Origin of the sequence: Peribacillus sp. NPDC096540, assembly GCF_050278525.1 — a bacterium.
GTDB lineage: Bacteria > Bacillota > Bacilli > Bacillales > DSM-1321 > Peribacillus.
In genome coordinates this window covers 22,444-49,244 of sequence record NZ_JBNNTG010000001.1, presented here as the reverse complement: position 1 = coordinate 49,244, position 26,801 = coordinate 22,444, and the positions used below count along the sequence as shown (strand labels likewise).

Below are 26,801 nucleotides of genomic sequence, written 5' to 3'. Positions count from 1 at the left end.
GCTGCCTCTTTCTTTTGTTGCGCTACATCCATTTTTTCTTCCGATTCTTCTATACCACTTTCTTTTGACTGCCTTCGAGCCAAAGCGGCTGCTTTTGCCTTTGCTGCTGCGGCTGCTTTTTGTTTTGCTACATCCATTTTTTCTTCCGCTTCTTCTATACCACTTTCTTTTGATTGTTTTCGGGCCAAAGCGACTGCTTTTGCCTTTGCTGCTGCGGCTGCTTTTTGTTTTACTACATTCATATTTCTTTCCGGTTCTTCTGTACTACTTTCTTTTGATTGTTTTCGGGCTAAAGCCGCTGCTTTTGCCTTTGCTGCTGCCGCTTTCTTTTGTTGCGCTAAGTCCTGCTCTTCACTCATCTATATCACCCGCTTTCCAGTTTTCGCTTCGTAACGGATTTTTTCTTTTAATTTATTAATACCATAAATAAGTGCTGCCGGGTTTGGGGGGCACCCAGGGATATAAACATCAACAGGTACTATTTGATCTACCCCTTTGACAACCGAATAGGAACGCACATATGGTCCTCCTGCAGTTGCACAAGACCCCATAGCAATTACCCATTTCGGCTCTGGCATTTGGTCGTACAATCTCCTAATTATCGGAGCCATTTTTTTCGTTACAGTGCCAGAAACAATCATGACATCCGATTGTCTAGGTGATGTCCGAAAAAAAGAACCAAAACGGTCCAAATCATAATGAGAGGAACCCACTCCCATCATTTCAATTGCACAACATGCTAAACCAAAAGTCATTGGCCATAGGGAATTACTTCTTGCCCAGGCCTTTACTTGTTCAAGTGTGGATAAAAAAATACTGTGACGCAATTCTTCCATTTCTGCAGGAGTAAGGTCGTCTAATTTCAATTCCACTTTAGCACCTTCTTTTTCCAAGCGTAGATTAGTCCTAATAAAAGGATAAGGACAAAAAATAACATTTCAATTAGCGCAAACAACCCTAGCTCATCGTAAGCTACTGCCCATGGGTATAGGAAAACTGTTTCTACATCAAAAATAACGAACATCAAGCCAAATAAATAATATCTGACATTGAACTGAACTCTTGAATCCTGAAAAGGCTCGATCCCGCTTTCATAAGTCGTATATTTCATATCACTCGGTTTGTATGGCCTAAGAAGTCTTCCAAGCAATAATGCGACTAACGGTAGTAATATGCCAAGACTAAGGAAAACAAATACAATTAAATAGTTATTTTGGTAAATATGCAGCTGTCCCATGTTCATCTCCCTTTATAGAGAAATCATGTTTAATAGGTGAATTTCAAATTTGCTTGTCTTCTTTTTTTAATTGGAATCTTGTTTTAAATATTTATGCAGAGTAACAATTTTTTAGAAGCAACATGACAACGAGGGGGCAAGAAGTAATTAATGTAAGCGTATACATTATATCATCCAGAAAATAGTATGTCGATGAAGTAAGGGTTAATATGGAAAATACTTTACACTATAATTCGATATTTTATATTAACTTTCAGCAGATTTTTTATTATTTCGACGTTCATATGCAGAAATTATGAGTTTGTATGATAATAACTTCTTTTAAAGACAGTAAAGATTGCATGATTTAAAACAAAAAACACCAGGACTCTCTACAAATAGATAGTCCTGGTGTTTTGATCATATAAAGTTATCGCATTTCTGCAATTTGAATCCGATTGATAGCCCGTTTGAGCGCTAAATCAGCTCTTTTGGTATCATTTGATCCATCAGTGTTCTGCAATCTTTGTTCCGCACGTGCTTTTGCTGCTTGAGCGCGTGCAAGATCGATAGTTTCAGCTCTTTCAGCAGATTGAGCTAAAATGGTTACCACATCAGGGCGAACTTCTAAGAAGCCACCGTTTACAGCTACATAGTCTGTGTTGCTTCCATTTTTAAGACGGACAGCACCGATGGTAAGAGGAGCTACAGTTGGAACGTGTCCAGCCATAATTCCCAGCTCACCACTTTTAGCTTTAGTGCTTACCATTTCAACTTCTGCATCATATACTGGGCCATCGGGAGTAACAACATTGACTTTAATGGTCTTCATTTCATTCCCTCCTAGGTCCCTTTAATTAAGCCATTTCTTTTGCTTTAGCAATAACTTCTTCGATGCGACCAACTAGACGGAAAGCATCTTCAGGAAGTTCGTCATATTTTCCAGCTAGGATATCTTTGAATCCTTGGACTGTTTCTTTAACTGGTACATAAGAACCTTTTTGACCAGTAAATTGTTCAGCCACGTGGAAGTTTTGTGACAAGAAGTTTTGAATTCTACGAGCACGGGCAACGATTACTTTTTCGTCTTCGCTTAACTCGTCCATACCCAAGATCGCAATAATATCTTGAAGTTCTTTATACTTCTGTAAAGTTGATTGAACTTGACGAGCTATTTTATAGTGCTCAGCTCCCACGACTTCTGGGCTAAGAGCACGAGAAGAAGAAGCCAATGGATCAACTGCTGGGTAGATACCCATTTCAGAAAGTTTACGCTCAAGGTTAGTTGTTGCATCTAAGTGAGCGAAAGTTGTAGCTGGAGCCGGATCCGTATAGTCATCGGCAGGTACATAGATCGCTTGAATAGATGTAACAGAACCTTTATTAGTTGATGTGATACGTTCTTGTAATTGACCCATTTCTGTAGCAAGGGTTGGTTGGTAACCTACCGCTGAAGGCATACGGCCTAGAAGGGCAGAAACCTCTGAACCTGCTTGAGTGAAACGGAAGATGTTATCGATGAAGAAAAGAACGTCTTGTCCTTGTTCGTCACGGAAATATTCAGCCATTGTCAAACCACTTAGAGCTACACGCATACGTGCACCTGGTGGCTCGTTCATTTGTCCGAATACCATCGCTGTTTTCTTAATAACACCAGAATCAGTCATCTCGTAGAAAAGGTCATTTCCTTCACGAGTACGCTCACCTACACCAGCGAATACTGAGATACCGCCGTGCTCTTGTGCGATGTTATTAATAAGTTCTTGGATAAGTACAGTTTTACCAACACCGGCACCACCGAAGAGACCGATTTTACCACCTTTAATGTAAGGTGCAAGTAAATCTACTACTTTAATACCAGTTTCAAGAATTTCAACTGATGTTGATAAGTTCTCAAAAGTTGGTGCTTGTCTGTGAATTGGATCACGACGTACTTCTGCTGTAAGTGGTTCAAATAGGTCAATGTTTTCCCCTAATACGTTGAAAACGCGACCTAGAGTTACTTCACCTACAGGAACGGAAATTGGAGCTCCTGTATCAACAGTCTCTGCACCACGAGTTAAACCATCCGTGGAAGACATTGCTACAGTACGAACTGTATTATCACCTAGTTGAAGGGCTACTTCAAGAGTTAGTCCTGTACCAGACGCTGTATTTTCGATTCTTAACGCGTTATAGATCTTAGGAAGTTGTCCGTCTTCGAATTTCACGTCAACAACCGGACCCATAACTTGAGTAACGCGTCCTATATTCATCGTTTTCCCTCCTAACGTTGCTTATAACGACTATCAAGTTTATGGAACGGCCAGCATATCGTCCGGGCCAACCGCCCCTTTAATATTTTATTCTAAAGCTGCTGCACCGCCGACAATTTCCGTGATTTCTTGAGTAATTGCGGCCTGACGTGCACGGTTATATTGCAATGAAAGTGAATCAATCAATTCTTTCGCATTATCGGTTGCATTTTTCATTGCAGTCATACGTGCAGAGTGCTCACTTGCTTTACCATCTAACAAAGCACCATAAATTAAACTTTCTGCATACTGAGGTAGTAATACCTCTAGAATTTCTTCTGCATTAGGTTCAAATTCATAAGAAGTCAATGTTGCATTGGAAGTATTAAAGTCAGCTAACGGAAGGACTTGCTTTTCCGTTACATCCTGCTGGATTGGGCTGACATAATGGTTATAGTACATATAAAGCTCATCACACAGTTCGTTTAGATACAAATTCACTGTTGATTTAGCAAGGGAGCTAATGTCAGCGAAAGACGGCTGATCAGGAACACCAATTACTTCAAGCTCTACGTGCATATTACGGCTGACAAAGAAATCACGGCCAACCCTTCCGATTGCGATAATGACGAACTCATCATTGGATTTATGGCGTTCAAGAATAGTTTTATGAACGTGGCGAAGGATACTACTGTTGTAGGCTCCTGCCAATCCGCGGTCCGATGTGATTACCAGGTAACCGGTTTTCTTTACTGGACGTGAGATAAGCATTGGATGAGATGCATCCGTGCTTCCGTTCGCAATACTTGATACTACTTCTTGAATTTTTTCCATATAAGGAACATATGCTTTAGCATTCGCTTCTGCACGGTTCATTTTAGAAGCAGATACCATCTGCATCGCTTTTGTAATTTGACTCGTCTTTTTCGTTGAAGTAATCCGAGACTTAATATCGCGTAAAGAGGCCATTCATTCTCACCACCCTTTATAAATTAGTTAGACCTTATTATTCAGAAATAACGAAATTCTTTTTGAACTCGTTAATTGCAGCAACGATAGCAGCGTCTTCAGGAAGACCTTTAGTTGTGCGAATGTGATCTAATAATTCTGGATGAGAACGATCTAGGAACACATAGTATTCTTCTTCAAAACGAAGGATATCCGATACTGGAATATCATCTAAATGACCTTTAGTTAATGCATAGAAAATCATGACTTGTTTTTCAACTTTAATTGGTTTGTTTAGATCTTGCTTAAGAACTTCAACTGTACGAGCACCACGGTTAAGTTTTGCTTGAGTAGCAGCATCAAGATCAGAACCGAATTGAGAGAATGCTTCCAATTCACGATAAGAAGCTAAGTCTAGACGTAATGTACCAGCAACTTTTTTCATCGCTTTAATTTGTGCAGATCCACCAACACGGGATACGGAAAGACCAGCGTTAATCGCAGGACGTACACCTGAGAAGAACAAATCAGATTGTAAGAAGATTTGTCCATCTGTGATGGAAATAACGTTTGTTGGAATGTAAGCAGAGATATCGCCTGCTTGTGTTTCAACAAATGGAAGCGCAGTGATTGAACCAGCACCTAAAGTGTCATTCAATTTAGCTGCACGCTCAAGTAAGCGGGAGTGCAAGTAGAATACATCCCCAGGGAATGCTTCACGACCTGGAGGACGGCGAAGTAGCAAGGAAAGTTCACGGTATGCTGATGCTTGTTTAGAAAGATCATCATATACCACTAAAACGTGCTTGCCATTGAACATAAACTCTTCACCCATAGTCACACCAGCATATGGAGCTAGGTATAAAAGTGGTGCTGGTTGAGAAGCTGATGCAGATACAACGATTGTGTAATCTAATGCACCATTTCTACGTAGTGTTTCAACTGTTCCACGAACTGTTGATTCTTTTTGGCCAATAGCAACATAGATACAGATCATGTCTTGGTCAGCTTGGTTAAGGATTGTATCGATCGCAACTGATGTTTTACCAGTTTGACGGTCACCAATGATTAACTCACGTTGTCCACGTCCGATTGGTACTAGCGCATCGATAGCTTTAATCCCTGTTTGTAATGGTTCATGAACAGATTTACGGTCCATAACACCTGTAGCAGGGCTTTCAATTGGACGAGTTTTTGTTGTAGCGATTGGGCCAAGACCATCTAATGGCTGTCCAAGCGGATTCACGACACGTCCGATTAATTCTTCTCCAACTGGTACTTCCATGATTCTTCCTGTACGGCGTACTTCACTGCCTTCTTGAATGTCTCTGAAAGGTCCAAGAATAACAACACCAACGTTATTTTGCTCAAGGTTTTGTGCTAATCCCATAGAACCATTAGAAAATTCTAAGAGCTCCCCAGCCATTGCATTATCTAAACCATGAACGCGAGCGATACCATCACCAACAGTGATTACTGTACCTACATCACTTACTTTAATTTCCGACTGATAGTTTTCAATCTGCTTTTTAATCAGCGCACTGATTTCTTCAGCTTTGATGCTCATGAATTTCACCCCTATCTGTGAATATTAACCTAATAGTTGTTTGCTAAGACGACCAAGCTTACCACTAATCGTTCCGTCATATATGCGGTTACCGATTTGAAGTTTGATGCCGCCAAGAATATTGGTATCCGTAATATTAGTAATGCGTAAATTTCTTTTACCGATTTTTGCAGCAAAAGATGAAGACACAGCTTCCATTTCTGATTCAGTCAATGGACGAACTGTGTAGACAGTTGCATCCGCAACTGAGTTTTCTTCATTCGCTAGTTCAATAAACTCTTGTGCCATAGCAGTCACTTCATCTGTACGATGACGTTCTACCATTAACATTACAGTGTTTTGAACGGAAGAAGAAAGGCTTGCAAATGCATTTGCAATCAAAGCGCTTTTTGCATCTTTAGTCATTTTAGGATGAGCTAAGAAGCTTAATAGCTCATTATCATTTGTAAAAACTTCATTCACTATGCGAAGCTCTTCTTCAAGTTGGTTAATGAGATTTTGCTCTTTCGCAATTTGGAAAAGGGCAACGGCATAACGCTTTGCTACTGTTATATCGCTCATTTCCCTTCTCCTGCCTCTTGAATGTAGTCATTAATCAATTGCTCTTGATCAGCTTCAGATAGTTCTTTTTCAATTACTTTAGAAGCAATAAGTACGGATAAAGATGCCACTTGCTCGCGTAATGCTGTAATAGCTTTTTCTTTTTCCTGTACAATTTCACGCTTCGCTGATTCTTTAACACGTTCAGCTTCAAGACGTGCTTGATTCACGATATCTTCACGCTGTGCTTCACCTTGAAGTTTTGCGTTTTCTATAAGTTGTCCCGCTTCAGTACGAGATTGTTTTACGATTTCACGTTGTTCTTCTAAATATTTAAGTGCTTCTTGTCTGCTAGCTTCCGCTGCTTGAATTTCATTTGCAACATGTTCTTCACGTTGAGTCATGATGCCCATTAGAGGACCCCATGCAAATTTCTTCAGCAACGCTAACAAAATGATAAACATTACTAATTGGAATAACATGTCTCCGCCATTAAAGCCGTCGACAGTTGACCCAAGTACAAAGCTGCTTGTTAACACGCTTGGTTCACTCCCTTCACGAGTTTCACTTCTTAAAGCGTTCATTTATATGAACTTTTAGAAAATTATGCTCTTAAACTGTATTAAAACAGGATTGTGGACATAAAGGAAAGGCGAAGGTTCACATGGAACGAACTTCGCCATTTTTGAACTTTTTAAAGGTTCTATTACGCACCATATACCATAAACGCAATTACTACCGCGATGATAGGCATCGCTTCAACTAAACCTACACCAATGAACATTGTTGTTTGAAGCATACCGCGAGCTTCTGGTTGACGAGCGATACCCTCTACTGTTCTTGAAACGATAAGACCATTACCAATACCTGCACCTAGTGCTGCTAAACCAATTGCAATTGCTGCTGCAAGAAGACCTACTGAACCTGTCATTATAAATATCCTCCTTAAAATTGTATCAAAATTTTATTTTTTTAGTTCTAAATGAACTTATAATTAATGGTCGTCACTGACTTTATGAGACAGATAAACCATTGTTAACGTAACAAAGATAAACGCTTGGATACTACCTACAAATATACTATAGCCTTGCCATACTAAAGTAGGGATGATTGCTCCAATAAATCCGGGAAGTCCACTCATAGCCAACGATCCAGCTAATAGACTTAGCAAAACTTCACCAGCATAAATATTACCATATAGACGCAGACCAAGTGTCAAGGAGTTTGTAAATTCCTCTACTAGTGTCATTGGGTTTTTATAAGCTTTAAAGTAACCCTTGGCGCCTTTCATTCTTATAGCATAGAAATGCGTTAAACCTAATACCATGACTGCTAGAGTCAATGTGATAACTGGGTCGGCTGTTGGTGATTTCCACCAAAGCACTCCATCGTAACTAATTGCAAACGGAAGACCTAGCATATTGGACACAAAAATGTACATTAGCAAAGTCATACCAAGCAGTTGAAACTGACCACCTGTTCTCCAGTCCATGTTACTATTAATAATACCCTTAACAAAATCCATAATCCATTCCATGAAATTCTGCATGCCAGTTGGCTTCATTGCCAGTTTACGAGTACCAATCACTGCAATTAAGAACACAACAAAACTCGCAATTGTTATCATTAGGACGTTACTCAAGTTAAAGGTTAAACCCATAAAATCGTGTAAGGGTGCTTCATGATTCAACTATATTCACCTCTCTTCCCCGCTATCGACGTATTAATTGGATGAAAAAATCTATAAAAATGACGATATAAGCTGTCATTAATCCCCATACAACACTAATCAGATGAAAATGCTCCGGAAATTCCAATGCAATGAGTACCGCTAGACCTGCGGATGCCATTCGTGTCATCGTTCCAAGAGATTTAGTTTTCTTTCCTTCATCAAGCGCCTGACTGAATTTTTTCATTTTCTGATTAATCAGCCATAAATTGTATAAACTCAAACTCGTACCCAGTATAAGCCCAGCAAAAACGGCTTGATAACTCGTAAGTCCCCATCCAACAACATAAACCGCCAGAAGAAAAATTATATATTTACTCTGCCTGTTGAACATGATTTTCATTTCTGGCATTTTTCATTTAATCTCCTGAGAAATATTTTCGAACTGAATGGAGCATTGCTTGTAAACCTAATGCAAGTCCACAAAGAAGGCCAATTACTAATAGCAGCGGTTCGAATCAAGGGTTCTGTCAAATCATCTTTCTAAAAAGAAGATACCGATCAAAACTGATCCGACTATTTGAGAAAGAATCGCTGACATCAAAATAATAGCCATTAATTGACGGCGATTTATTTGACGAAAGTTGCATCCTCGCGGTTGAAATTTGGTGGAGGATAGAAAACATTTCATGCTGTAAAAATCTGCATGTTGGGCTCCTGAAAACCCTCTCATTTTACATCCTTAGTTAGCATACAATAGGCAAGAATCAATGTCAATGAGTGGTTAGTGAAATTTGTCACAGGTTTGTAATTATTAACGAATTGTTCACAAATTATCTTTTTAATACTATTGACATACGTTTTATTTTACTTATTGTCATTTATTCACTCTATAAGTAACGTCTTTTCTATCCGATCTTCCCTTCCATTCCTTCTTGCAAATATTATTGCTTTATATACGCCTTTAGGCGGCAAGTCTTTTCTAAATATATTTTTTTTGGTCAAACCTGAGGGTGCTGGTTTCGACCAATCCATATATCCGGCAAATTTTAAGCTGTCTGCGTCATAAAGAGCAATCCCGAATTCTTCAGCTCCTCGAGGTAGATACATCTCGTATCGATATGTGCCGGCCTGGTCGCCTTGGCCGAATTCAAACCCCATTACTCTTGGATAATCCGGTTCTTCTTTAACGTATAAATAAGGGAGTGAAATTTTTTTACTTCCTTCCATTATAATTAGGTACCCATCATAAACCCCCTTCTCGAGTTCGGACGGGTTTACTTGAAGTCCCACATCAATTGTTTTCTTTTCACTTGGATTCAAAGTAAGGGATTTCGGCAAATCCCAAATGAGTCCCTTCTCTTTTAATGGGACCATAAAAGAGTAACTCCTAATCTTCTCTCCTGTATTTTCAAGGACGATTGATTCATGATGCTCTTCAATGCCTTCTTTTTTTGTATACATTCCAAATGACAAAGAACTTGGATACAGAAGTGTGTCAGCTCTTAATGCTTCATCAACCTGGATGCGGCCAGCTCCCTGTTCATATGTGTGATACAGTTGATATGCCGTTTTTCTTAATGGCTTAGAAGTACTCATCAATGCTGACTTTACTTGATCAGGAGTCCATTCCGGATGTTTTTGTAAAATTAGAGCGCACGCCCCTGCAACATGCGGGGCAGACATACTTGTTCCAGCTAGGGACATATATCCCTTAGGAATGGTGCTTTCAATCTCAACTCCAGGCGCTAACAGGTCTGGCTTAATTCCCCAAGATACGGTTACTGGTCCTCTCGAGCTAAAATCAGCCAGTCTATCTTGCTCCTTCTTATATACAAAATGAGCTTTTTCGTGTTGTTCTTGATCCACAAATTTCTTAAGACGCAATCCATCTCTTCTATTAATAGAAGCAGCTGGTATGTTCATCTCTTTTTCTAAGCTTCCGGTAAAGGTTCCGCTCGTATTATTATATATAATTACTCCTTTCGCTCCTGCCTTTTCAGCATTGGATACTTTCTCCTGAAAGGTAAGTGTGCCACGCTCAAGTAATACGACTTTATCTTTAACATGTTTTAGTTCATTTTCGTTTCCAACGTTTCCATAAATTATTTCTTCTGAAAAAGTTAAGTTCCACTTCTTAGAGCCTTGAAATTGAGTCAAATAAGATTGATACTTTTTTGAACCAAGTCCGTAAACCATATAAGGAACCTTCAGTGGAGGAGTTGACGCTCCTACCGAAATCGCTTTTTCTGCTGTCCCCGGCGAACCAACGGTCCAAACAGCAGGTCCAGAATTACCGTTTGATGTGACGGCAACGATTCCGCTTTCCACCGCTTTATTTAACGCTAGCGAAATAGGTAAATCAGGGCCATTGACATCGTTCCCAAGAGAAAGGTTTAAAACATCCACCTTGTCTTTCATTGCTGACTCAATAGCCGTCAAGACTTGCTCTGTATCTCCTGCACCTCCTGGCCCCAATGCCCGATATGCATATATCTCTGCTTCTGGAGCGACACCCCTTATTTTTCCATTAGCTGCAATAATTCCGGCCACATGCGTTCCATGTAGTGTATTTAAATCTCCCATGTTCTTCGTTTCCATCGGGTCTTCATCACTATCAACTAAATCTTTTCCTCCTTTATAATTACGCTGCAAATCTGGATGTGTATAATCAATCCCTGTATCGATAATCCCTACTTTTACTCCCTTCCCGGTTATTCGGTGATTCTTCTCATCAAAGAAACTCCTCACCCTGTCTCCACCAATGTAAGGGACACTTTCGTCCAGCAAGGCATGATACATGGATACCTCTGTAACAGCTTGAATCGCACTCTCCTTCTTAAGTTGTTCAATTTCATTCTTTCTTCCATATACAGAAAATCCATCCAGGGCAACCGTATAAATATTACGTAAATGGAGGGATGGATACTTTTCAAGCAGCTTATTAATCTTTTCGTGCGAAATGGGTCTTTCCATCGTGACAACAACCGTTACTTTCTTAGACTCAGATAATTTTGGTAATGGCGGTAGAATGACAGAGGCTAATCCCTTTTCATTTGAGAAAAGAAATATTAAAAGAACAGCAAACAATATAAAAGATATCTTTCTCAACATAATCATCCCCTTAGCAGTTATCTTTTCTCAACTACCTTGGAGTATGCAAATAAAAAAGGAAAAGCCGATTGGCTTTTCCTTTTTTTATGGTTCAAATCTTGTTGGCGGTTCATTGACTTGCTTGAAATAGTAACGAACGGCTTCAGCAATTCGGGCTGAAGCATTTCCGTCCCCATATGGATTAGTGGCCTTAGCCATTTTTTTGTGTTCTTCATCATTGGTTAACAATTCATGGGCCATTTTAAAAATGGTCTGTTCATCCGTACCTGCCAGTCTTAAGGTGCCTGCTGCAATCCCCTCCGGGCGTTCAGTCGTATCTCGTAAAACAAGAACAGGTACACCAAGTGATGGCGCCTCTTCTTGGATGCCTCCGGAGTCGGTCAAAATCAAATAGGCTCTTGACGCAAAGTTATGAAAATCCAATACGTCCAGTGGTTCGATTAAATGGACACGCGGATCATCACCGAGAATCTCTTTTGCTAACTCTTGAACAGCGGGATTTAAATGGACAGGATAAACGACTTGAACATCGTCATGATCCGCAACGATTTTTTTGACAGCTCTAAAGATATTCCTCATAGGCTCCCCTAGGTTTTCCCTGCGATGAGCTGTAAGTAAAATGAGCCGGTCATCTTCCAATTTATTTAAAACTGGATGAGAATACGTGGACCGTACTGTCGTTTTTAAGGCATCGGTTGCTGTATTTCCCGTCACGAATATGTTTTCTTTCTTGTTTTCATTCAGCAAATTCTCTTCCGCTTTTGAGGTCGGCGCAAAATGTAAGTCTGCCATAGTTCCGGTAAGCTGACGATTCATCTCTTCCGGATAGGGGGAATACTTATTCCATGTACGCAGCCCTGCTTCCACGTGTCCTATGACGATTTGATTATAAAAAGCAGCTAAACTAGCTACAAAGGTTGTAGTTGTATCACCGTGAACAAGCACAATATCTGGTTTAGCTTCCTTCATTATAGAATCCAGACCACTTAATGCTCTTGTTGTAATATCGGCAAGCGTTTGCCTTTCCTTCATTATATTCAAATCATAATCAGGTTGAATGGAAAATAAGTCGAGAACTTGATCTAACATTTGGCGATGCTGAGCCGTAACAGCAACGATTGGTTTGAAATATTCTGGGTGTTTTTGAAATTCGAGTACTAAGGGCGCCATTTTTACAGCTTCTGGTCTCGTTCCAAAAATCGTCATGACCTTAATCGGTTGGTTCAATCGTGACACCTCAGTTTCTTTCTATTATTTTGTGCCGAATAAACGATCTCCCGCGTCTCCTAGACCTGGAACGATGTATCCATGTTCATTCAGTTTTTCGTCAAGTCCTGCAATATAAATATCTACATCAGGATGCGCTTCTTTTAATGCCTCTACGCCTTCTGGGGCTGCAATTAGGCACATGAATTTGATGTTAACTGCACCGCGCTTTTTAATAGAATTGATAGCTTCAATAGCAGAACCGCCTGTCGCTAACATTGGGTCAACAACAATGCATTCTCTTTCTGCCAAATCACTTGGCATTTTCGCATAGTATTCAACCGGTTTTAATGTTTCTGGGTCACGGTAAAGACCGACATGCCCTACCTTTGCAGCAGGAATCAATTTAATAATTCCATCTACCATTCCAATACCAGCACGTAAAATTGGAACGATACCAACTTTTTTACCAGAAAGCATTTTTACTTTCGCCTTGCTAACTGGTGTTTGGATTTCCACTTCTTCAAGCGGCATGTCTCTTGTAATTTCAAATGCCATTAATGACGCAACTTCATCTACTAGTTCGCGGAATTCTTTTGTTCCTGTATTTATATCACGTATATAGGCTAATTTGTGTTGAATTAACGGGTGATCGAAAACATAAACTTTTCCCATTTAGCATCTCTCCAATTCCATTGCTTAATTTTGCTCATTTTTATAATTTCCCTATTCGTTTAGAAAAATTTTCGTACCTTTTAAAATTCACTTCAACCTATTTTACAGAAAAATGTTTCAATCTTCAATAAAGGTTTAGATGTCAGACCTATTTTCACTATTCGGACTCTTCAAAACACATTCTTCTTTGCTTCTCTATATTTAAACACACAAAACCGCTTCCCCTGAAAGGAAGCGGCTCTGTTATTACAATGAAGGATATAATTCAAACTTGCTTGTTAATGCTTCAACACGCTGTTTTGCTTCTTCAAGTTTAGCTTCATCTTCATTATTTTTCAAAACAAGTCCGATGATTGCAGCGATTTCATCCATGTCTTCTAATCCGAAGCCACGAGATGTTACTGCTGCTGTTCCAATACGTATACCACTTGTAACGAATGGTTTTTCCGGATCATACGGAATCGCATTTTTATTAACGGTAATACCGATTTCATCCAGTACATGCTCTGCAATTTTTCCTGTTAGTCCTGTAGAACGTACATCAAGAAGAATTAAGTGATTATCTGTTCCATCAGAAACAAGAGTAAAGCCTTCTTTTTTCAAACCTTCGCCCAAACGTTTAGCATTGTCGATAATTTGTTGTGCATAAACTTTAAAATCATCTTGAAGCGCTTCGCCGAATGCTACAGCTTTAGCAGAAATTACATGCATTAATGGTCCACCTTGAATACCAGGGAAGATTGATTTATCAATTTTTTTACCGAACTCTTCTTTACAAATAATCATACCGCCGCGTGGACCGCGAAGCGTTTTATGAGTTGTTGTCGTTACAAAGTCTGCATATGGAACTGGACTTTGATGCAATCCTGCTGCAACTAAACCTGCGATATGTGCCATATCAACCATTAAATAAGCTCCGACTTCATCTGCAATCTCACGGAAGCGTTTAAAATCAATTTCACGTGGATATGCACTAGCCCCTGCTACGATCAGTTTAGGCTTGTGCTGACGTGCTTTTTCCAAAACATCATTGTAATCGATACGGTGATCTTTTTCGTCCACACCATATTCAACAAAGTTGTAGTTAACGCCACTGAAATTAACTGGACTTCCATGTGTTAAATGACCGCCATGGGACAGGTTCATTCCTAACACAGTGTCGCCCGTTTGAAGAACGGTAAAGTAAACTGCCATATTAGCTTGAGCTCCGGAGTGAGGTTGTACGTTTACATACTCTCCACCGAAAATCTCTTTTGCGCGGTCACGTGCTAAATCTTCTACGATATCGACATACTCACACCCGCCGTAGTAACGCTTACCCGGATATCCTTCTGCATACTTATTAGTTAGCACCGATCCTTGAGCTTCCATGACAGCTTCACTCACGAAGTTCTCAGAAGCAATAAGCTCAATCTTACTTCTTTGACGCCCTAATTCCAGTTGAATTGCGTTAAACACTTGCTCATCTTGCTTTGCTAAACGATTCATTCCGTAATTCCTCCTCAAATTGTGCGTTATTCGCTTTTTACATTATTTACAACATGACTTCAAAAGACATGAAAAAGCCTCATCGATAATTATTTGAAAATTCTACTCCATTTTAACATGTCTATTTTAGAAGTGATAGTCTAATTTTATCGAACGTTCATTGTTTTTTCATTTAAAAATGTTCGCATTTAACATCTCATTTAAGGTGAATAGCTCTTCCTACCTGAATTTTATTAGTAAAAAAGCATTCCGATGAGGGGGCTATACCGTTTTTCCTTCACTAACCATTCTATTGGTACTATACAAAAAATCTTTTAAAGATTCTTCTTGTTCTTTCCATTTTTTTTTGATTTAATAGTCTCCGTACAAAAAACAGCATCCCTCATCTGAGAAATGCTGCCTAATTTTCTATTAAGTACAACTCTTGTTTGCTGAAGTTTCCTGATATACAGCCCGCTCTCCGCCAATTAGTTTTGGGCGGGTTTTAGCCATAGTCACATGTGCATGACCTATTTCTTTAATGGACACTCGAACAGGGACAGCCACATGTTTTAAATGCATACCGATGAAAGTATCACCGATGTCTATCCCCGCTTCTGCCTTGATATGCTCAACGACGATAGCATCTTTCCATTGCTGATAGGCATAGGTTGCCATTGAGCCTCCTGCCGTTCTGACAGGGACAACTGACACTTCTTCATAATCTCTTCGAACAGCGGTCTCTCTTGGTAATACGAGAGCCCTATTTAAGTGTTCACAACATTGATAAGCAACCTGAATTCCCGTTTCCCCATGGAAATCCTCCACTACAGCAAAGATCATTCCGGCAACATCAATTGTTCCGTCTGTGCCGATTCGTTTTCCAATCACTTCACTTGTACTGCAACCAATTACCAATAGCTGGTTTTCTTTTAGAGCTGCCTCTTCCTGAAACTCATGTAGCAGTATTTGAAACTGATTTTTCCATATCTCAAGCTCATCTGAAAATGTAGCATCATTTGTCATGAAATACGCATCCTTTCATTTAAAGAAAACTTACTAATTGGCTAGACCTTAGATTAAGAGAAGACTTCTTGTCCTTGTTCTAAATCTTCACTGCCACAGTTTATCGCTCAAGAAGAGCATTCTGCTGATTTAAATTAGGAGTGTTTTCCTTCATACTCCGCTATCTTACCAATTCTGTTTTCATGACGACCGCCTTCGAATTCTGAAGTCAACCATGTCTGGGCAATTTCCCTGGCAAGCCCAGGACCAATTACACGTTCCCCCATTGCCAACATATTGCTGTCATTATGCTGACGAGTCAGTTTCGCACTATACACATCATGAACCAATGCACACCGTATTCCTTTAACCTTATTCGCCGCAATGCTCATTCCAATACCTGTACCGCATATTAGTATTCCACGATCAAACTCACCCTGTGCTACTTTTTCGGCAACTGGCAAAGCATAATCCGGATAATCCACGGATGTACTACATTCACACCCAAAATCTTCAAATGGAATATGTAACTCATTCATTAAATTCTTTATTTCTTCACGGATTTGAATACCACCATGATCCGAGGCAATTGCAACTTTCATCAAAATCCTCCTCTAGCTGTTTTTATTTGATTTTATTGTGTCACAAAATTGTGAAAAGATAAAGTGAAGCTATAGGTTTCAGCCCATATAGAAGCAGGAAACCAACACTGGTTTCCTGTAAAAATGATATTAAGTATGAAAGCGTGTAATGGTCTGTTTTAATTTTTCCGCCTGCCCTTTAAGCTCCATAGCCAATTTTTCTACGTTTTCCATAACCATTGCTTGTTCATGAGTCGTAGCCGTTACTTCTTCCGCTCCAGCAGATGTTTCTTCTGCAATAGCAGCCACTTCTTGAGACTGCCTTGATGTTTCTTCAACACTTTCCATTTGACGATCAACAAGCTCAGTAATATCTTTTACCGCAGCGACAACATTATGTACCGTTTTGGTCATTCTTTCAATCGCTATATCCGTATTTGTACCTTTTTGGGCTTCTTTATTTGCCAAGACGACCTGTTCGCCAATTTGTTTAACAACAGCCTGTACCTCAACCTGAATATTTTGAATCAAACTTGAAATGCCTTGAACAGCTTTAGCGCTCTCATCAGCTAACAGACGGACTTCTTCCGCCACAACGGCAAATCCTTTCCCATGTTCTCCTGCCCGTGCCGCTTCAATGGAGGCATTCAATGCAAGCAGGTTTGTTTGTGCTGCAATATCGCCGACAAGCACAATGATTTGTTCCACCTTTTTCGCATTTTCCTCTAAACGCTTGACAGTTTTTAGGGACTGGTGGTTTTCCTCAGCCAATTGTTTAATGCCAAAAACTAAGGAATTAACCACTTCTCTACTCTGAGAAAGCTCTGTAGCCATTTCACTGGATATAACAACAGATGCCTTCGCTTTATTTTGAACTTGTTGAGCAATCATGATGACATCATCAATAGATTCAGCCGTATTCATGATGGAAACAGCCGAGGTATCCGCACCTTTGGATATTTCCTCAATGGTCCTTGCAATGTTTTCTGCCTGTTCCGATGCTTTTGAGGATTCTTGAGAAATATGAATGACTTTGTTATTGGTCTCTTGGAAATTTTCTTCAATACTTTGCACCATTTCCCGCAGGTTAAAAAGCATATGGTTAAAAGCTGTGCCTAATGATCGAATCTCATCATCCGTCTTTGATAAAACTACTTCTTCGTTAATACTTCCCTGTGCCGTACTTAACGCCACTTTTTCTAGTCTTTGCAGGGGTTTAGTAATAAGACTGGCTGCAAAAAACGCAAGAATTCCCGACCACAGTATGCCTAATAACAGTGTCCCAACACTAAAACTTATCGAGCCCATGTTCTCAAAAAACATTGGATGGACCACGAAAATAAAAAATGCCGAGGTTGAATAAGTGATTAAAGCAAGGACTGTGATAAAGATAACTAATTTTTTTCGTAACCCAAACTTATAATGAGTTCTTTCCGCCATTCTTTTTCCCCCTGTAGACTTGTTTACTTTTCCAGACTTTTTACTAATTCCTCTATTAAATCTTGAAGCTCCCTGAACGTTTCCCGATAAAGGTCTTCCGGGCCACCAAACGGATCTATTATGTCTCTATCATGTTTATCGTCATTAACAAATTCTTTTAAAGTAAAAGTCTTATCGATTATATAGGGGAATGTGCTCATAATGACCGCTTTATGCCCTTCCGTCATGGTGAAAATATGAGTAGCCCAATCTATTTCCTTCTCTGATAAAGGTGTTGAGGAATGATTATGTGATATTTGATTTTCAACTAATACACTTTTAGCATGCATTGAAGCGTCTTGACCAGACGAAGCATATACGCCGGCAGATCTCACTTCGATACCCTTAATATTCTTGTTTTTTAAAATTGCTTCTGCCATGGGGCTTCTGCACGTGTTACCGGTACATACAAATAATACTCGGATCATTTTAACGCCCTCCTTTTTTATCCATTATAAGCTATTGCCCCATTTTTAATAGTCAAAATAAAAGCACTCTTATTATAAAAATATCATAATAAATTCACTTCAAACAAACAAAATAAGTCTATTTCGTAAACCCTTTATACTATAAGATCATCTTTTCTTCCCCCTTTTCAGCAGCTAAATGTTTAAAAGAGAAAAATAAAAACCGCCCCGGTAATTCGGAACAGTTGAGGAAGGACAGATATGAAATTAGGTGCATCAAAAGGAGAATAATAGCTTTAGACCAAACGCACACAGAATACTACCACCAAGGATCTCACTGTAAACTCCCAGCAACCCCTGCATCTTTCTCCCCAGTAAAAGTCCTGCCCACGTTAATAAAGTGGCAGCCATTCCAAAACAGAGAATGGTCAAAATCGTTTTAGCTCCATAAATCCCCAGCGTTAATCCTACCGAAAAACTATCCAGGCTTACCCCTAGAGCAAAGATAAACAGACCTTTTCCGATTGGAGCGAGCATCTTATTTTCTTTGATACCAGCATCTCCCCTTTTACCGGAAATAAACATCTGGATGCCCAAAATTAACAACAATAGACCGCCAGCATATGTAGCAAATGTTCCGAATTTATCAGAAATGAAACGACCGACCCCCATACCAAGCAAGGGCATCCAAAAATGAAAAAAGCCTACTGTCAGCCCTATAAAAAGGATTTGCCTCAACCTTAGCTTAAACATCCCCATTCCAAGGCCGACAGAAAAGGCATCCATTCCCAAAGCAAAAGCCATTAGCAATAAAGTGATGATTTCTCCAGCGAATGTATTCATTCCATACCTCCCTCGGACGTACCTACTACATGTTATGCATGTCCGACAAGAAATAGAAGAAAAAATCAGTTCTTATTACGCATGTTCTTCAATGATTTGATGACCTGCAGCCTTCTCAAGACGGTTCATAACCGCAACCCCTATACCAGACTCAGGAAACATTTCGCTAAAAATGATATCGACATCGAGTACATCAAATTGTCTTAAGGCATCATATAGCCCTGCTGCAACTGTATGTAAATCCGCTAATGATCCAGGAGCAACAATATAATCCGCCTTATATTCTCGTTGATGTTCAGAAGGTGTTATCACACCGACTTTTAACCCGTCACCTCTTTTTTCATCCACAAGCCTCTGAAGGAAAGCTTGATTGCCTTTTACTAAAAAAAGAGGGGCTTTTGGTGCATAGTGGGTATATTTCATACCCGGAGCTTTTGGTGCTGCATCCTTATGTTTCAAGGCAACGTCTTGTCTAACTGTTCCAATGACTGCTTCCAGTTGTTCTACTGTCACGCCACCCGGTCTTAAAATAACAGGTACTTCCTCCGTGCAATCAAGCACGGTAGATTCAACGCCTACACCTGTGGTCCCGCCATCGACGATGCCCGCAATTCGGCCCATTAAATCATCCACAACATGTTTAGCTGATGTGGGGCTTGGTTTCCCGGAGGTATTTGCACTTGGGGCAGCAATAGGCAGATTACTCGCTTGAATAAGACCTAGGGCAACCTGATGATCTGGCATCCTGACCGCGACTGTATCTAAACCCGCCGTCACTAGGTTTGATAGCTGTCCTGGTTTCCGTTTCATAATCAATGTCAAAGGACCCGGCCAAAATTCCGCTATAAGTTTCCTTGCCTGTACTGGAATCTCTTCGACAATATCTATCAACTGTTCTTCAGAAGCTATATGAACAATTAAAGGGTTGTCACTCGGACGCCCCTTCGCTTCAAACACTTTTTTGACCGCCTCATCACTTTTGGCATTCGCTCCCAACCCATATACGGTCTCTGTTGGAAAAGCAACCACTTGATCAGCCTTTAATAATTCAGCTGATTGTGTAATTTGGGGATAACTTTGTAAATTATCCACATTTTTATCCACTAACCAAACTTTCGTTTTCATCGTAAACACCTTCGCTTTTTAACATTACTTATTTTATATAATCGCTTTTATATGAACGATATTTCAGTCTTATCGTACTATTATTTCTTAAAATATACTTTGAAAGTATAAAAGAAGTATGCACATAATTCAAGTGTTATCCACAAATTGTGGATAATTGCATCGAAACAGTGGATAACTTTGTGGATATTATGGATTATTGACAGACTTTTTCGATATTTTGTTAATAACTCTGTGGATATGTATTATTAAATATCTCCAATCGTAAAAAAACGAGGGCAGATGCCCTCACTTTAAAAAATCTCATTGAAAATTTCTGCAAATAAGGACTTCACTTCCACCTCTGGTTCCTTTTCGCCTTCATATAATTGTTGACCTTGGTCAGTAGACGCTGTCAAATTACCCTTTGTTTCTTCAACGGTCTCTTCTTTAACTTTTGGTGTCACTTCCTCTTTTACCTTTGTCTCTACAACCTCTTCTTTTACCTTTTCTTCCGGCACTTCTACTTTTACACTTTCCTCTATAACTTCTTCTTTAACTTTTTCCTCTGGTACTTCCTCTTTTACACTTTCCCCTATAACTTCTTCTTTAACTTTTTCCTCTGGCACAGCTTTCTCTTCATTCGTTGCAGCATACGCCTTCCCTTTCGAAGTCATGGATTCTTCATCTTCATCCTCGACAATTGGACTTTGGCTTACAGCTGTCCCATTTGAAAAATCCAGGAAACATAATGGAGGAAATAGCACACACCACCAATTGGCCCCTTCCCCTTCACCAAGTGTGATAATCACCGCTTCATAATCACCTGCCGGATATAAATACTGACCGTAAAGCTTTGTCGGGAATTCCGCCTGTCCAAAATCGACATTGACTGACTGTTCCAAACCATTTTCCCTCACTACCGCTTCCGCTGTTGCTTGGATATCCGGCAAATGCGAAGTAATCACTTCCCTCGCCTCATCCAAAGAGGTAAGCTCCTGAACCCACTTCGTAATATCTTCATTTACTTTATCTCTAATCAGGCGCTTAACAGCTTGATCCTCTTCTGTATCACTATTAGCAAGTATTCGCAGACGAATCGCTTCATCTGGAATCACCATAGTTTCTTCCGCACTTACCGCCTCCGATTTAGGCATATATATACTTACAATTGTTCCTATTGTTAAGATTAATAGATAGATAATGGCTAAATGTTTAGTTTTCATCGCCCTCGCCCCCTCACACAAATTAGTCTCGCCAATTTTCCGTTATCTTAAACTAGTAAAAGTAAAAAAGAGGATAACTAAAAATATAGATTCTAATTGGTATATTAGGTGAAGTGCGTTTCATTCCAAACAAAAAAATCCGTCTCACAAAGGAGACGAATCATTTTAATACAGCAAAGACCATTCGATCTTTTTTGTTAATGTCATTTTCAATGGATACTTCTGCGGCAGGAAACGTCCGCTTCAATAGACCTGCAACTGCCTGACCCTGTCCAGTGCCTACTTCAAACCCAATCAGTCCGGGTACTTTCATAACCAGTGGTAATTGTTCCATAAATCGGCGATAAAAGTCTAAGCCATCGGCACCAGCAAATAACGCACGATGTGGTTCATGATCAGTCACGACCACTGACATGGATTTTTGATCATCATTTGGTATATAAGGAGGATTTGATAAAAGAATATCCACTTGATTGTTCTGCTTAATGAATGGCTGCAGCAGATCGCCTTGCACAAACTGCACCTCAGCTCCAAGTAAATCGGCATTTTTTCTAGCTACCTCAAGTGATGGATCTGCTATATCCGAGGCTGTTACCAGCAAGCCTATTTCTTCAAGCTTCATCGTAATTGCGATCGCACCGCTGCCCGTCCCAATATCCGCTAAACTGAGCTTCTGTCCCTTCGTAAAAATGTTAGGGAGCTTACGAAGTGTATAATAAATTAATTCTTCTGTTTCAGGTCTCGGAATCAACACTTCTTCATTAACAAGGAATGCCCGTCCATAAAATTCTTCACTGCCTGTAATATATTGAACAGGGGTACCAGCAACATGTAGCTCAACAGCGGACTTAAATTGTTCTAACTCCTCTTGACTGAGTTCATAATGGAGATTAGCTAATAGCTGGGAGCGCGTTTGCTTTAAATAATGCTGCAACAAAATTTCTCCTGCATTGGCATCCCGATCATTTTCCTTTAAAAAAGAAGAAGCCCATTTAAGGACTTCGAATACCTTCATGACAGACTTATTCATCTGCATTTTCCAGTCTTGAAGATTGGTCTTCCATGATTAAGGCATCCACGACATCATCCAGCTTACCTTCCATAATTTGATCCAGCTTTTGAATCGTTAAGCCGATACGATGATCGGTAACACGGTTTTGCGGGAAGTTATACGTACGAATCCGTTCTGAACGATCACCAGTTCCAACAGCAAGCTTCCTGTTTTGGTCATATTCCGCCTGTACTTCGCGATGAATTTTGTCATACACACGTGCACGCAAAACTTTCATTGCTTTTTCTTTATTTTTGATTTGTGATTTTTCATCCTGACAAGATACAACGGTATTTGTCGGAATATGCGTCAATCGCACCGCTGACATAGTGGTGTTAACACTCTGTCCTCCTGGGCCACTTGATGCAAAGGTATCTACACGAACATCCTTATCATGGATTTCAACTTCCACTTCCTCAGCTTCCGGTAAAACGGCTACTGTAGCTGTGGATGTATGAATCCGTCCGCCTGATTCAGTTTCAGGTACACGCTGCACGCGATGGGCTCCATTTTCGAATTTCAACTTTGAATATGCACCGTTACCATTAATCATGAAAATAATTTCCTTATAACCGCCAAGCCCCGTAGGACTTGATTCAATAACTTCAGTTCTCCAGCCTTGCACCTCGGCAAAACGGCTGTACATACGGTATAAACTACCTGCAAATAAGGCCGCTTCATCTCCGCCTGCCGCTCCGCGGATCTCCATGATTACGTTTTTATCATCGTTAGGGTCTTTGGGAATAAGCAATATTTTCAGCTTATCTTCAAGACCTTGTATGGTCTCTTCAAGTTCATTAATCTCTTCCTTAACCATTTCACGCATGTCCGCATCAAGTTTGTCTTCGAGCATCGCCTTGGCTTCCTGGAGTTGCTCACGAACCACTTTATACTCTTTATACGTTGAAGCTGTCTCCTGAATACTGGATTGCTCCTTAGAATACTCCCTTAGCTTCGTTGAATCATTAATGATTTCAGGGTCACTCAATAGTTCATTCAATCTTTCATATCTATCTTCTACTGCCTGCAGTCGATCAAACAAATTATTCACCTCATAAATTTTCCAAAACATCTACAATAAACGAGTTGGAAGTAATCCATCCTTTTTAACTATAAATAAGTGCCCCAACAGAGTTCACTTCTAGCTTAATTATAGTATAGGTGAATAATCAACGTCAAAGAGGATTCAACTTTGTGTCTATTTCTTTAAATTAACATCTATATTATATTGGGGCACAACCTTATTTATAAGACCTTTAATTCGTTGCTTTTCCCTGCTTCTTTCTTCATCCGTCTTGATTTCACCTTTATCATGGACCGTCACATGAATGGTATTGCCATTATGCCACACGTAACCTGATTCATAATTGGTTTCCGATTTAATGATTGCTCGGATTTTATCTACTTCTTGCCCCATAGATGGAGAATTATTAGATGTATGATGTGGTGTGTTGAGAATTTGGTCTGATGGACGTTCCGTCTCATTGTCCCAATCATTAGACATGTGCTTCAGATTATTGCCGACAAAATCTTGACCATCCCGGCTTTGATCTCCATATTCTGAATCATTATTAATTGCATTGTCATTCTGACCGCAAGCTGTCAGTACAGCAAGAAAAAAAGCAGCCACTAAAAGTAGCATAGATTTCATATTTTTCCCTCCGTTTTGGTTAAGTTTATAAAGAGCGTTTCCTCTTCAGCTTTCCCCAAAATGAAGCAAAATGTATCTTTTATTTTCTATTCCCCTTTTTTTACAAATGGGTCGACTTTATCTTAACGGTTAAAGCTTATTACAAATGTCAACATTTTGAATAATTCATCTTTAGTTAAAGCGCATGTGATTAAAAAAAGTGCCCTAAGATCTCTTTGGATCTTAGGGCACCATGATTTAAATATGTTCTTTAATCCCTGCCGTCTGCTTGCCTGGGACTTCGTGATGATGGCGGCAACGGGGCTCGTATGATTCCGATGCGCCTACAAGGATGATCGGCTCATCATAGGAGGCCGGTGCACCATTAATCAATCGTTGTGTCCTGCTCGCAGGTGAGCCGCACACTTCACACACAGCCTGTAGCTTTGTTACTGATTCTGCTAGCGAAAGTAAAACAGGCATAGGACCGAATGGTTCACCTCTGAAATCTTGATCGAGTCCAGCCATAATCACTCGATAACCGCTGTCCGCAAGATGCTGGGCAACCCCGACAATTTCATGATCAAAAAATTGCACTTCATCTATTGCAATGATATCTAAGGGCTTGTCTAAATACTTAAAAATATCTGTTGAATGGGCAATAGGTTTTGCCATCACAGAGGACCCATTGTGTGATACGACAGCCTCTTCCGCATAGCGATTATCTATAGCTGGTTTAAAAACAGCTATTTGCTCTTTAGCAAATTGAGCACGGCTGACTCGTTTTATCAATTCCTCAGATTTACCTGAAAACATGCTTCCGCAAATAAGCTCGATCCAGCCTGTTTGTTTCATTACATACATGGAAATAGCTACTCCCTTCCACCTGTCGATCCCTTGGCCATAATGGAATTGGACCCGGCTTTATATAAATTCAATCTTGTTTACAAAAAAGAAAAAACAGGCAAGAAAAATACTTGCCTGTTTTTTGAAAAGTCCGGCTTATTTAATACCGTATTTTTTGTTGAAACGATCAACACGTCCGCCAGCTTCAGCGAATTTTTGACGACCAGTATAGAATGGATGGCATTCTGAACAAGTCTCAACTTTGATCTCTTCTTTAACTGAACCAGTTTCAAAAGTGTTTCCGCAAGAGCAAGATACTTTTGAAAGTTTATAATTTGGATGAATTCCAGTTTTCATTCTTTTCAGCTCCTTCTGCCCTGAATCATTCGAAACAGAGTTATATACTTCAACGTGTGGGAAAAGTACCCTCACATTTATTGTAAAAACACATGAACTCATTATAGCAATTTAAGACTAGTTGTGCAACAGTTTGTTTCTTTCGCTGTTTAGGATCGTTTTGAGTTTGCTGGTCCCTTTTTCATTTCCAACATCTCTTCATCCAATTTACTGAAAAATTCTTCATTTCCTTTTGTCTGTTTAAGACGGCGAAGGAATTTTTCGGCGAAATCAGGTGAATCAGACATTGTTTTCCGAATTGCCCAAAGTTTATCCAAACGATCTTTCGGAATTAACAGTTCTTCTTTACGAGTACCAGAGCGACGAATATCAATCGCTGGGAAAATACGTCTTTCGGCAAGAGCCCGATCTAAATGAAGCTCCATATTACCTGTACCTTTAAACTCTTCATAAATGACGTCGTCCATTCGGGAACCTGTATCTACCAAAGCTGTAGCAAGAATCGTTAAGCTACCACCTTCTTCGATATTTCTAGCTGCACCGAAAAAGCGTTTTGGCCGGTGAAATGCAGCCGGGTCAATCCCTCCGGATAGTGTACGACCACTTGGCGGAATGACAAGGTTGTAGGCACGCGCCAGACGAGTAATACTGTCCATTAAAATAATAACATCACGTTTATGCTCAACTAGGCGCATTGCCCGTTCTAACACTAGTTCTGCCACTTTGATATGGTTCTCCGGCACTTCATCGAACGTCGAACTAACCACGTCCCCAGCCACGGAACGTTCAATGTCTGTTACTTCTTCCGGACGTTCATCAATAAGCAATACAATCAATTCCGATTCCGGATGATTCGTGGTTATGGCATTGGCAATTTCTTTGATTAGCATCGTTTTACCAGCTTTTGGAGGTGCAACAATCAAACCACGCTGTCCAAAACCAACAGGTGCTAAAACATCCATAATTCTCGTTGATAAATTCTTCGGTGTTGTTTCCAGTTTAATTTGTCTGTTTGGATACAGTGGTGTTAAGCCTGGGAAATGAACACGCTCTTTAGCTGACTCTGGGTTATCGCCATTGACGGCTTCAACATGCAGCAATCCATAATAACGCTCGTTTTCTTTTGGCGGCCTCACCTTACCGGAAACCTTATCACCGTTACGCAAATCAAATCTGCGGATCTGCGAAGCTGAAATATAGATATCCTCCGAGCTTGGAGAATAGTTAATTGGACGCAAGAAACCAAAGCCCTCCGAAGGGATAATCTCTAAAACACCCTCCATGAACAAAAGACCATCCTGCTCAGCTTGTGCCTTTAAGATTGCGAAAATAAGTTCCTTTTTTGACAGTTTGCTGTAATAGGAAACTTTATATTCACGCGCGTGCTCATAGAGATCCTTTAGTTTCATGTTTTCTAAATTGGAAATAGTTAAATTCATTATGACACCACACTTTTATTAATTAAACGTTTTCACCCATACTGAAAAAGAAATGGTTTGTTAAATGGAAGAAAAACCGCAATCCATGTACCCGACCAGAGTTTTCTTAGAAAGGATGATACATTTTTACATGTAAAGAAGAAAATTATTTGAAGGCTTCTTGAAGTTTGGAGTGAAAGGGCAGATTATATATATTC

Annotated in this window: 28 protein-coding genes and 1 pseudogene; all 29 read right to left on the bottom strand. The window is 39.9% G+C overall.

Annotation, left to right across the window (positions count from 1 at the left end; genetic code table 11):
* A pseudogene (locus ACQKMR_RS00235) lies at nt 1-359 on the bottom strand (NADH-quinone oxidoreductase subunit C); the annotation flags it as partial.
* Nucleotides 360-836 carry a NuoB/complex I 20 kDa subunit family protein gene (locus tag ACQKMR_RS00230; RefSeq protein ID WP_176527554.1) on the bottom strand — a complete coding sequence of 159 codons (477 nt, stop codon included), beginning with the start codon at nt 834-836 and terminating at the stop codon, nt 360-362.
* A 26-nt stretch (nt 837-862) separates the two neighbouring features.
* Complete coding sequence (locus tag ACQKMR_RS00225) at nt 863-1,237, bottom strand: NADH-quinone oxidoreductase subunit A (protein WP_427695467.1); 375 nt, start codon at nt 1,235-1,237, stop codon at nt 863-865.
* A gap of 409 nt (nt 1,238-1,646) precedes the next feature.
* Complete coding sequence (locus ACQKMR_RS00220; RefSeq protein ID WP_427695466.1) at nt 1,647-2,048, bottom strand: F0F1 ATP synthase subunit epsilon; 402 nt, start codon at nt 2,046-2,048, stop codon at nt 1,647-1,649.
* 25 nt (nt 2,049-2,073) lie between these two features.
* On the bottom strand, nt 2,074-3,471 hold the full coding sequence (gene atpD / locus ACQKMR_RS00215) for a F0F1 ATP synthase subunit beta (protein ID WP_427695465.1): 1,398 nt from the start codon (nt 3,469-3,471) through the stop codon (nt 2,074-2,076).
* 87 nt (nt 3,472-3,558) lie between these two features.
* Nucleotides 3,559-4,419: a F0F1 ATP synthase subunit gamma gene (locus tag ACQKMR_RS00210; protein WP_427695464.1), complete on the bottom strand. Its 861-nt coding sequence runs from the start codon at nt 4,417-4,419 to the stop codon at nt 3,559-3,561.
* A gap of 37 nt (nt 4,420-4,456) precedes the next feature.
* Entirely contained in the window at nt 4,457-5,965 is a 1,509-nt protein-coding gene (gene atpA / locus ACQKMR_RS00205; RefSeq protein WP_427695463.1) for a F0F1 ATP synthase subunit alpha, read from the bottom strand.
* Nucleotides 5,966-5,989: 24 nt separating this feature from the next.
* A complete protein-coding gene (locus tag ACQKMR_RS00200; protein WP_053348484.1) occupies nt 5,990-6,526 on the bottom strand; it encodes a F0F1 ATP synthase subunit delta in 537 nt (178 codons plus the stop codon).
* Nucleotides 6,523-7,044 carry a F0F1 ATP synthase subunit B gene (atpF, locus tag ACQKMR_RS00195; RefSeq protein ID WP_201250932.1) on the bottom strand — a complete coding sequence of 174 codons (522 nt, stop codon included), beginning with the start codon at nt 7,042-7,044 and terminating at the stop codon, nt 6,523-6,525. The genes ACQKMR_RS00200 and atpF overlap by 4 nt, the downstream gene beginning before the upstream one ends.
* Before the next feature lie 167 nt (nt 7,045-7,211).
* Nucleotides 7,212-7,436, bottom strand: coding sequence for a F0F1 ATP synthase subunit C (gene atpE, locus ACQKMR_RS00190; protein ID WP_427695462.1), 225 nt, complete (start codon nt 7,434-7,436; stop codon nt 7,212-7,214).
* 63 nt (nt 7,437-7,499) lie between these two features.
* Nucleotides 7,500-8,195: a F0F1 ATP synthase subunit A gene (gene atpB / locus ACQKMR_RS00185; protein ID WP_427695461.1), complete on the bottom strand. Its 696-nt coding sequence runs from the start codon at nt 8,193-8,195 to the stop codon at nt 7,500-7,502.
* Between the two features lie 22 nt (nt 8,196-8,217).
* Complete coding sequence (locus ACQKMR_RS00180; RefSeq protein ID WP_048685860.1) at nt 8,218-8,586, bottom strand: ATP synthase subunit I; 369 nt, start codon at nt 8,584-8,586, stop codon at nt 8,218-8,220.
* 473 nt (nt 8,587-9,059) lie between these two features.
* Entirely contained in the window at nt 9,060-11,288 is a 2,229-nt protein-coding gene (locus tag ACQKMR_RS00175) for a S8 family serine peptidase (protein ID WP_427695460.1), read from the bottom strand.
* A gap of 84 nt (nt 11,289-11,372) precedes the next feature.
* Nucleotides 11,373-12,494 carry a non-hydrolyzing UDP-N-acetylglucosamine 2-epimerase gene (gene wecB, locus ACQKMR_RS00170; RefSeq protein ID WP_427695770.1) on the bottom strand — a complete coding sequence of 374 codons (1,122 nt, stop codon included), beginning with the start codon at nt 12,492-12,494 and terminating at the stop codon, nt 11,373-11,375.
* A gap of 45 nt (nt 12,495-12,539) precedes the next feature.
* The gene (upp, locus tag ACQKMR_RS00165; protein WP_053348481.1) at nt 12,540-13,169 is read right to left on the bottom strand and encodes a uracil phosphoribosyltransferase; all 630 of its coding nucleotides are present in this window, start codon (nt 13,167-13,169) and stop codon (nt 12,540-12,542) included.
* A gap of 246 nt (nt 13,170-13,415) precedes the next feature.
* The gene (glyA, locus tag ACQKMR_RS00160) at nt 13,416-14,657 is read right to left on the bottom strand and encodes a serine hydroxymethyltransferase (RefSeq protein ID WP_201187480.1); all 1,242 of its coding nucleotides are present in this window, start codon (nt 14,655-14,657) and stop codon (nt 13,416-13,418) included.
* Between the two features lie 411 nt (nt 14,658-15,068).
* The gene (locus tag ACQKMR_RS00155) at nt 15,069-15,662 is read right to left on the bottom strand and encodes a TIGR01440 family protein (RefSeq protein ID WP_427695459.1); all 594 of its coding nucleotides are present in this window, start codon (nt 15,660-15,662) and stop codon (nt 15,069-15,071) included.
* Nucleotides 15,663-15,796: 134 nt separating this feature from the next.
* Nucleotides 15,797-16,243, bottom strand: a complete 447-nt coding sequence (rpiB, locus tag ACQKMR_RS00150; RefSeq protein ID WP_427695458.1) for a ribose 5-phosphate isomerase B — start codon at nt 16,241-16,243, stop codon at nt 15,797-15,799.
* Nucleotides 16,244-16,372: 129 nt separating this feature from the next.
* The gene (locus ACQKMR_RS00145) at nt 16,373-17,662 is read right to left on the bottom strand and encodes a methyl-accepting chemotaxis protein (protein WP_427695457.1); all 1,290 of its coding nucleotides are present in this window, start codon (nt 17,660-17,662) and stop codon (nt 16,373-16,375) included.
* A gap of 23 nt (nt 17,663-17,685) precedes the next feature.
* A complete protein-coding gene (locus ACQKMR_RS00140; protein WP_427695456.1) occupies nt 17,686-18,129 on the bottom strand; it encodes a low molecular weight protein arginine phosphatase in 444 nt (147 codons plus the stop codon).
* Nucleotides 18,130-18,384: 255 nt separating this feature from the next.
* Nucleotides 18,385-18,951, bottom strand: a complete 567-nt coding sequence (locus ACQKMR_RS00135; protein ID WP_427695455.1) for a manganese efflux pump MntP family protein — start codon at nt 18,949-18,951, stop codon at nt 18,385-18,387.
* Between the two features lie 75 nt (nt 18,952-19,026).
* Complete coding sequence (locus tag ACQKMR_RS00130; RefSeq protein ID WP_427695454.1) at nt 19,027-20,076, bottom strand: L-threonylcarbamoyladenylate synthase; 1,050 nt, start codon at nt 20,074-20,076, stop codon at nt 19,027-19,029.
* Nucleotides 20,077-20,369: 293 nt separating this feature from the next.
* Nucleotides 20,370-21,281: a stage II sporulation protein R gene (spoIIR, locus tag ACQKMR_RS00125; protein ID WP_427695453.1), complete on the bottom strand. Its 912-nt coding sequence runs from the start codon at nt 21,279-21,281 to the stop codon at nt 20,370-20,372.
* A gap of 160 nt (nt 21,282-21,441) precedes the next feature.
* A complete protein-coding gene (prmC, locus tag ACQKMR_RS00120) occupies nt 21,442-22,296 on the bottom strand; it encodes a peptide chain release factor N(5)-glutamine methyltransferase (RefSeq protein WP_427695769.1) in 855 nt (284 codons plus the stop codon).
* A 7-nt stretch (nt 22,297-22,303) separates the two neighbouring features.
* On the bottom strand, nt 22,304-23,383 hold the full coding sequence (gene prfA, locus ACQKMR_RS00115) for a peptide chain release factor 1 (protein ID WP_427695452.1): 1,080 nt from the start codon (nt 23,381-23,383) through the stop codon (nt 22,304-22,306).
* 147 nt (nt 23,384-23,530) lie between these two features.
* Nucleotides 23,531-23,983 (bottom strand): hypothetical protein, encoded by a 453-nt coding sequence (locus ACQKMR_RS00110; protein WP_427695451.1) that lies wholly within the window; start codon nt 23,981-23,983, stop codon nt 23,531-23,533.
* A 237-nt stretch (nt 23,984-24,220) separates the two neighbouring features.
* Complete coding sequence (locus ACQKMR_RS00105) at nt 24,221-24,826, bottom strand: thymidine kinase (protein WP_427695450.1); 606 nt, start codon at nt 24,824-24,826, stop codon at nt 24,221-24,223.
* A gap of 138 nt (nt 24,827-24,964) precedes the next feature.
* Complete coding sequence (rpmE, locus tag ACQKMR_RS00100; protein ID WP_053348458.1) at nt 24,965-25,165, bottom strand: 50S ribosomal protein L31; 201 nt, start codon at nt 25,163-25,165, stop codon at nt 24,965-24,967.
* Nucleotides 25,166-25,314: 149 nt separating this feature from the next.
* Entirely contained in the window at nt 25,315-26,604 is a 1,290-nt protein-coding gene (rho, locus tag ACQKMR_RS00095) for a transcription termination factor Rho (RefSeq protein WP_190270559.1), read from the bottom strand.
* Nucleotides 26,605-26,801 lie beyond the last annotated feature (197 nt).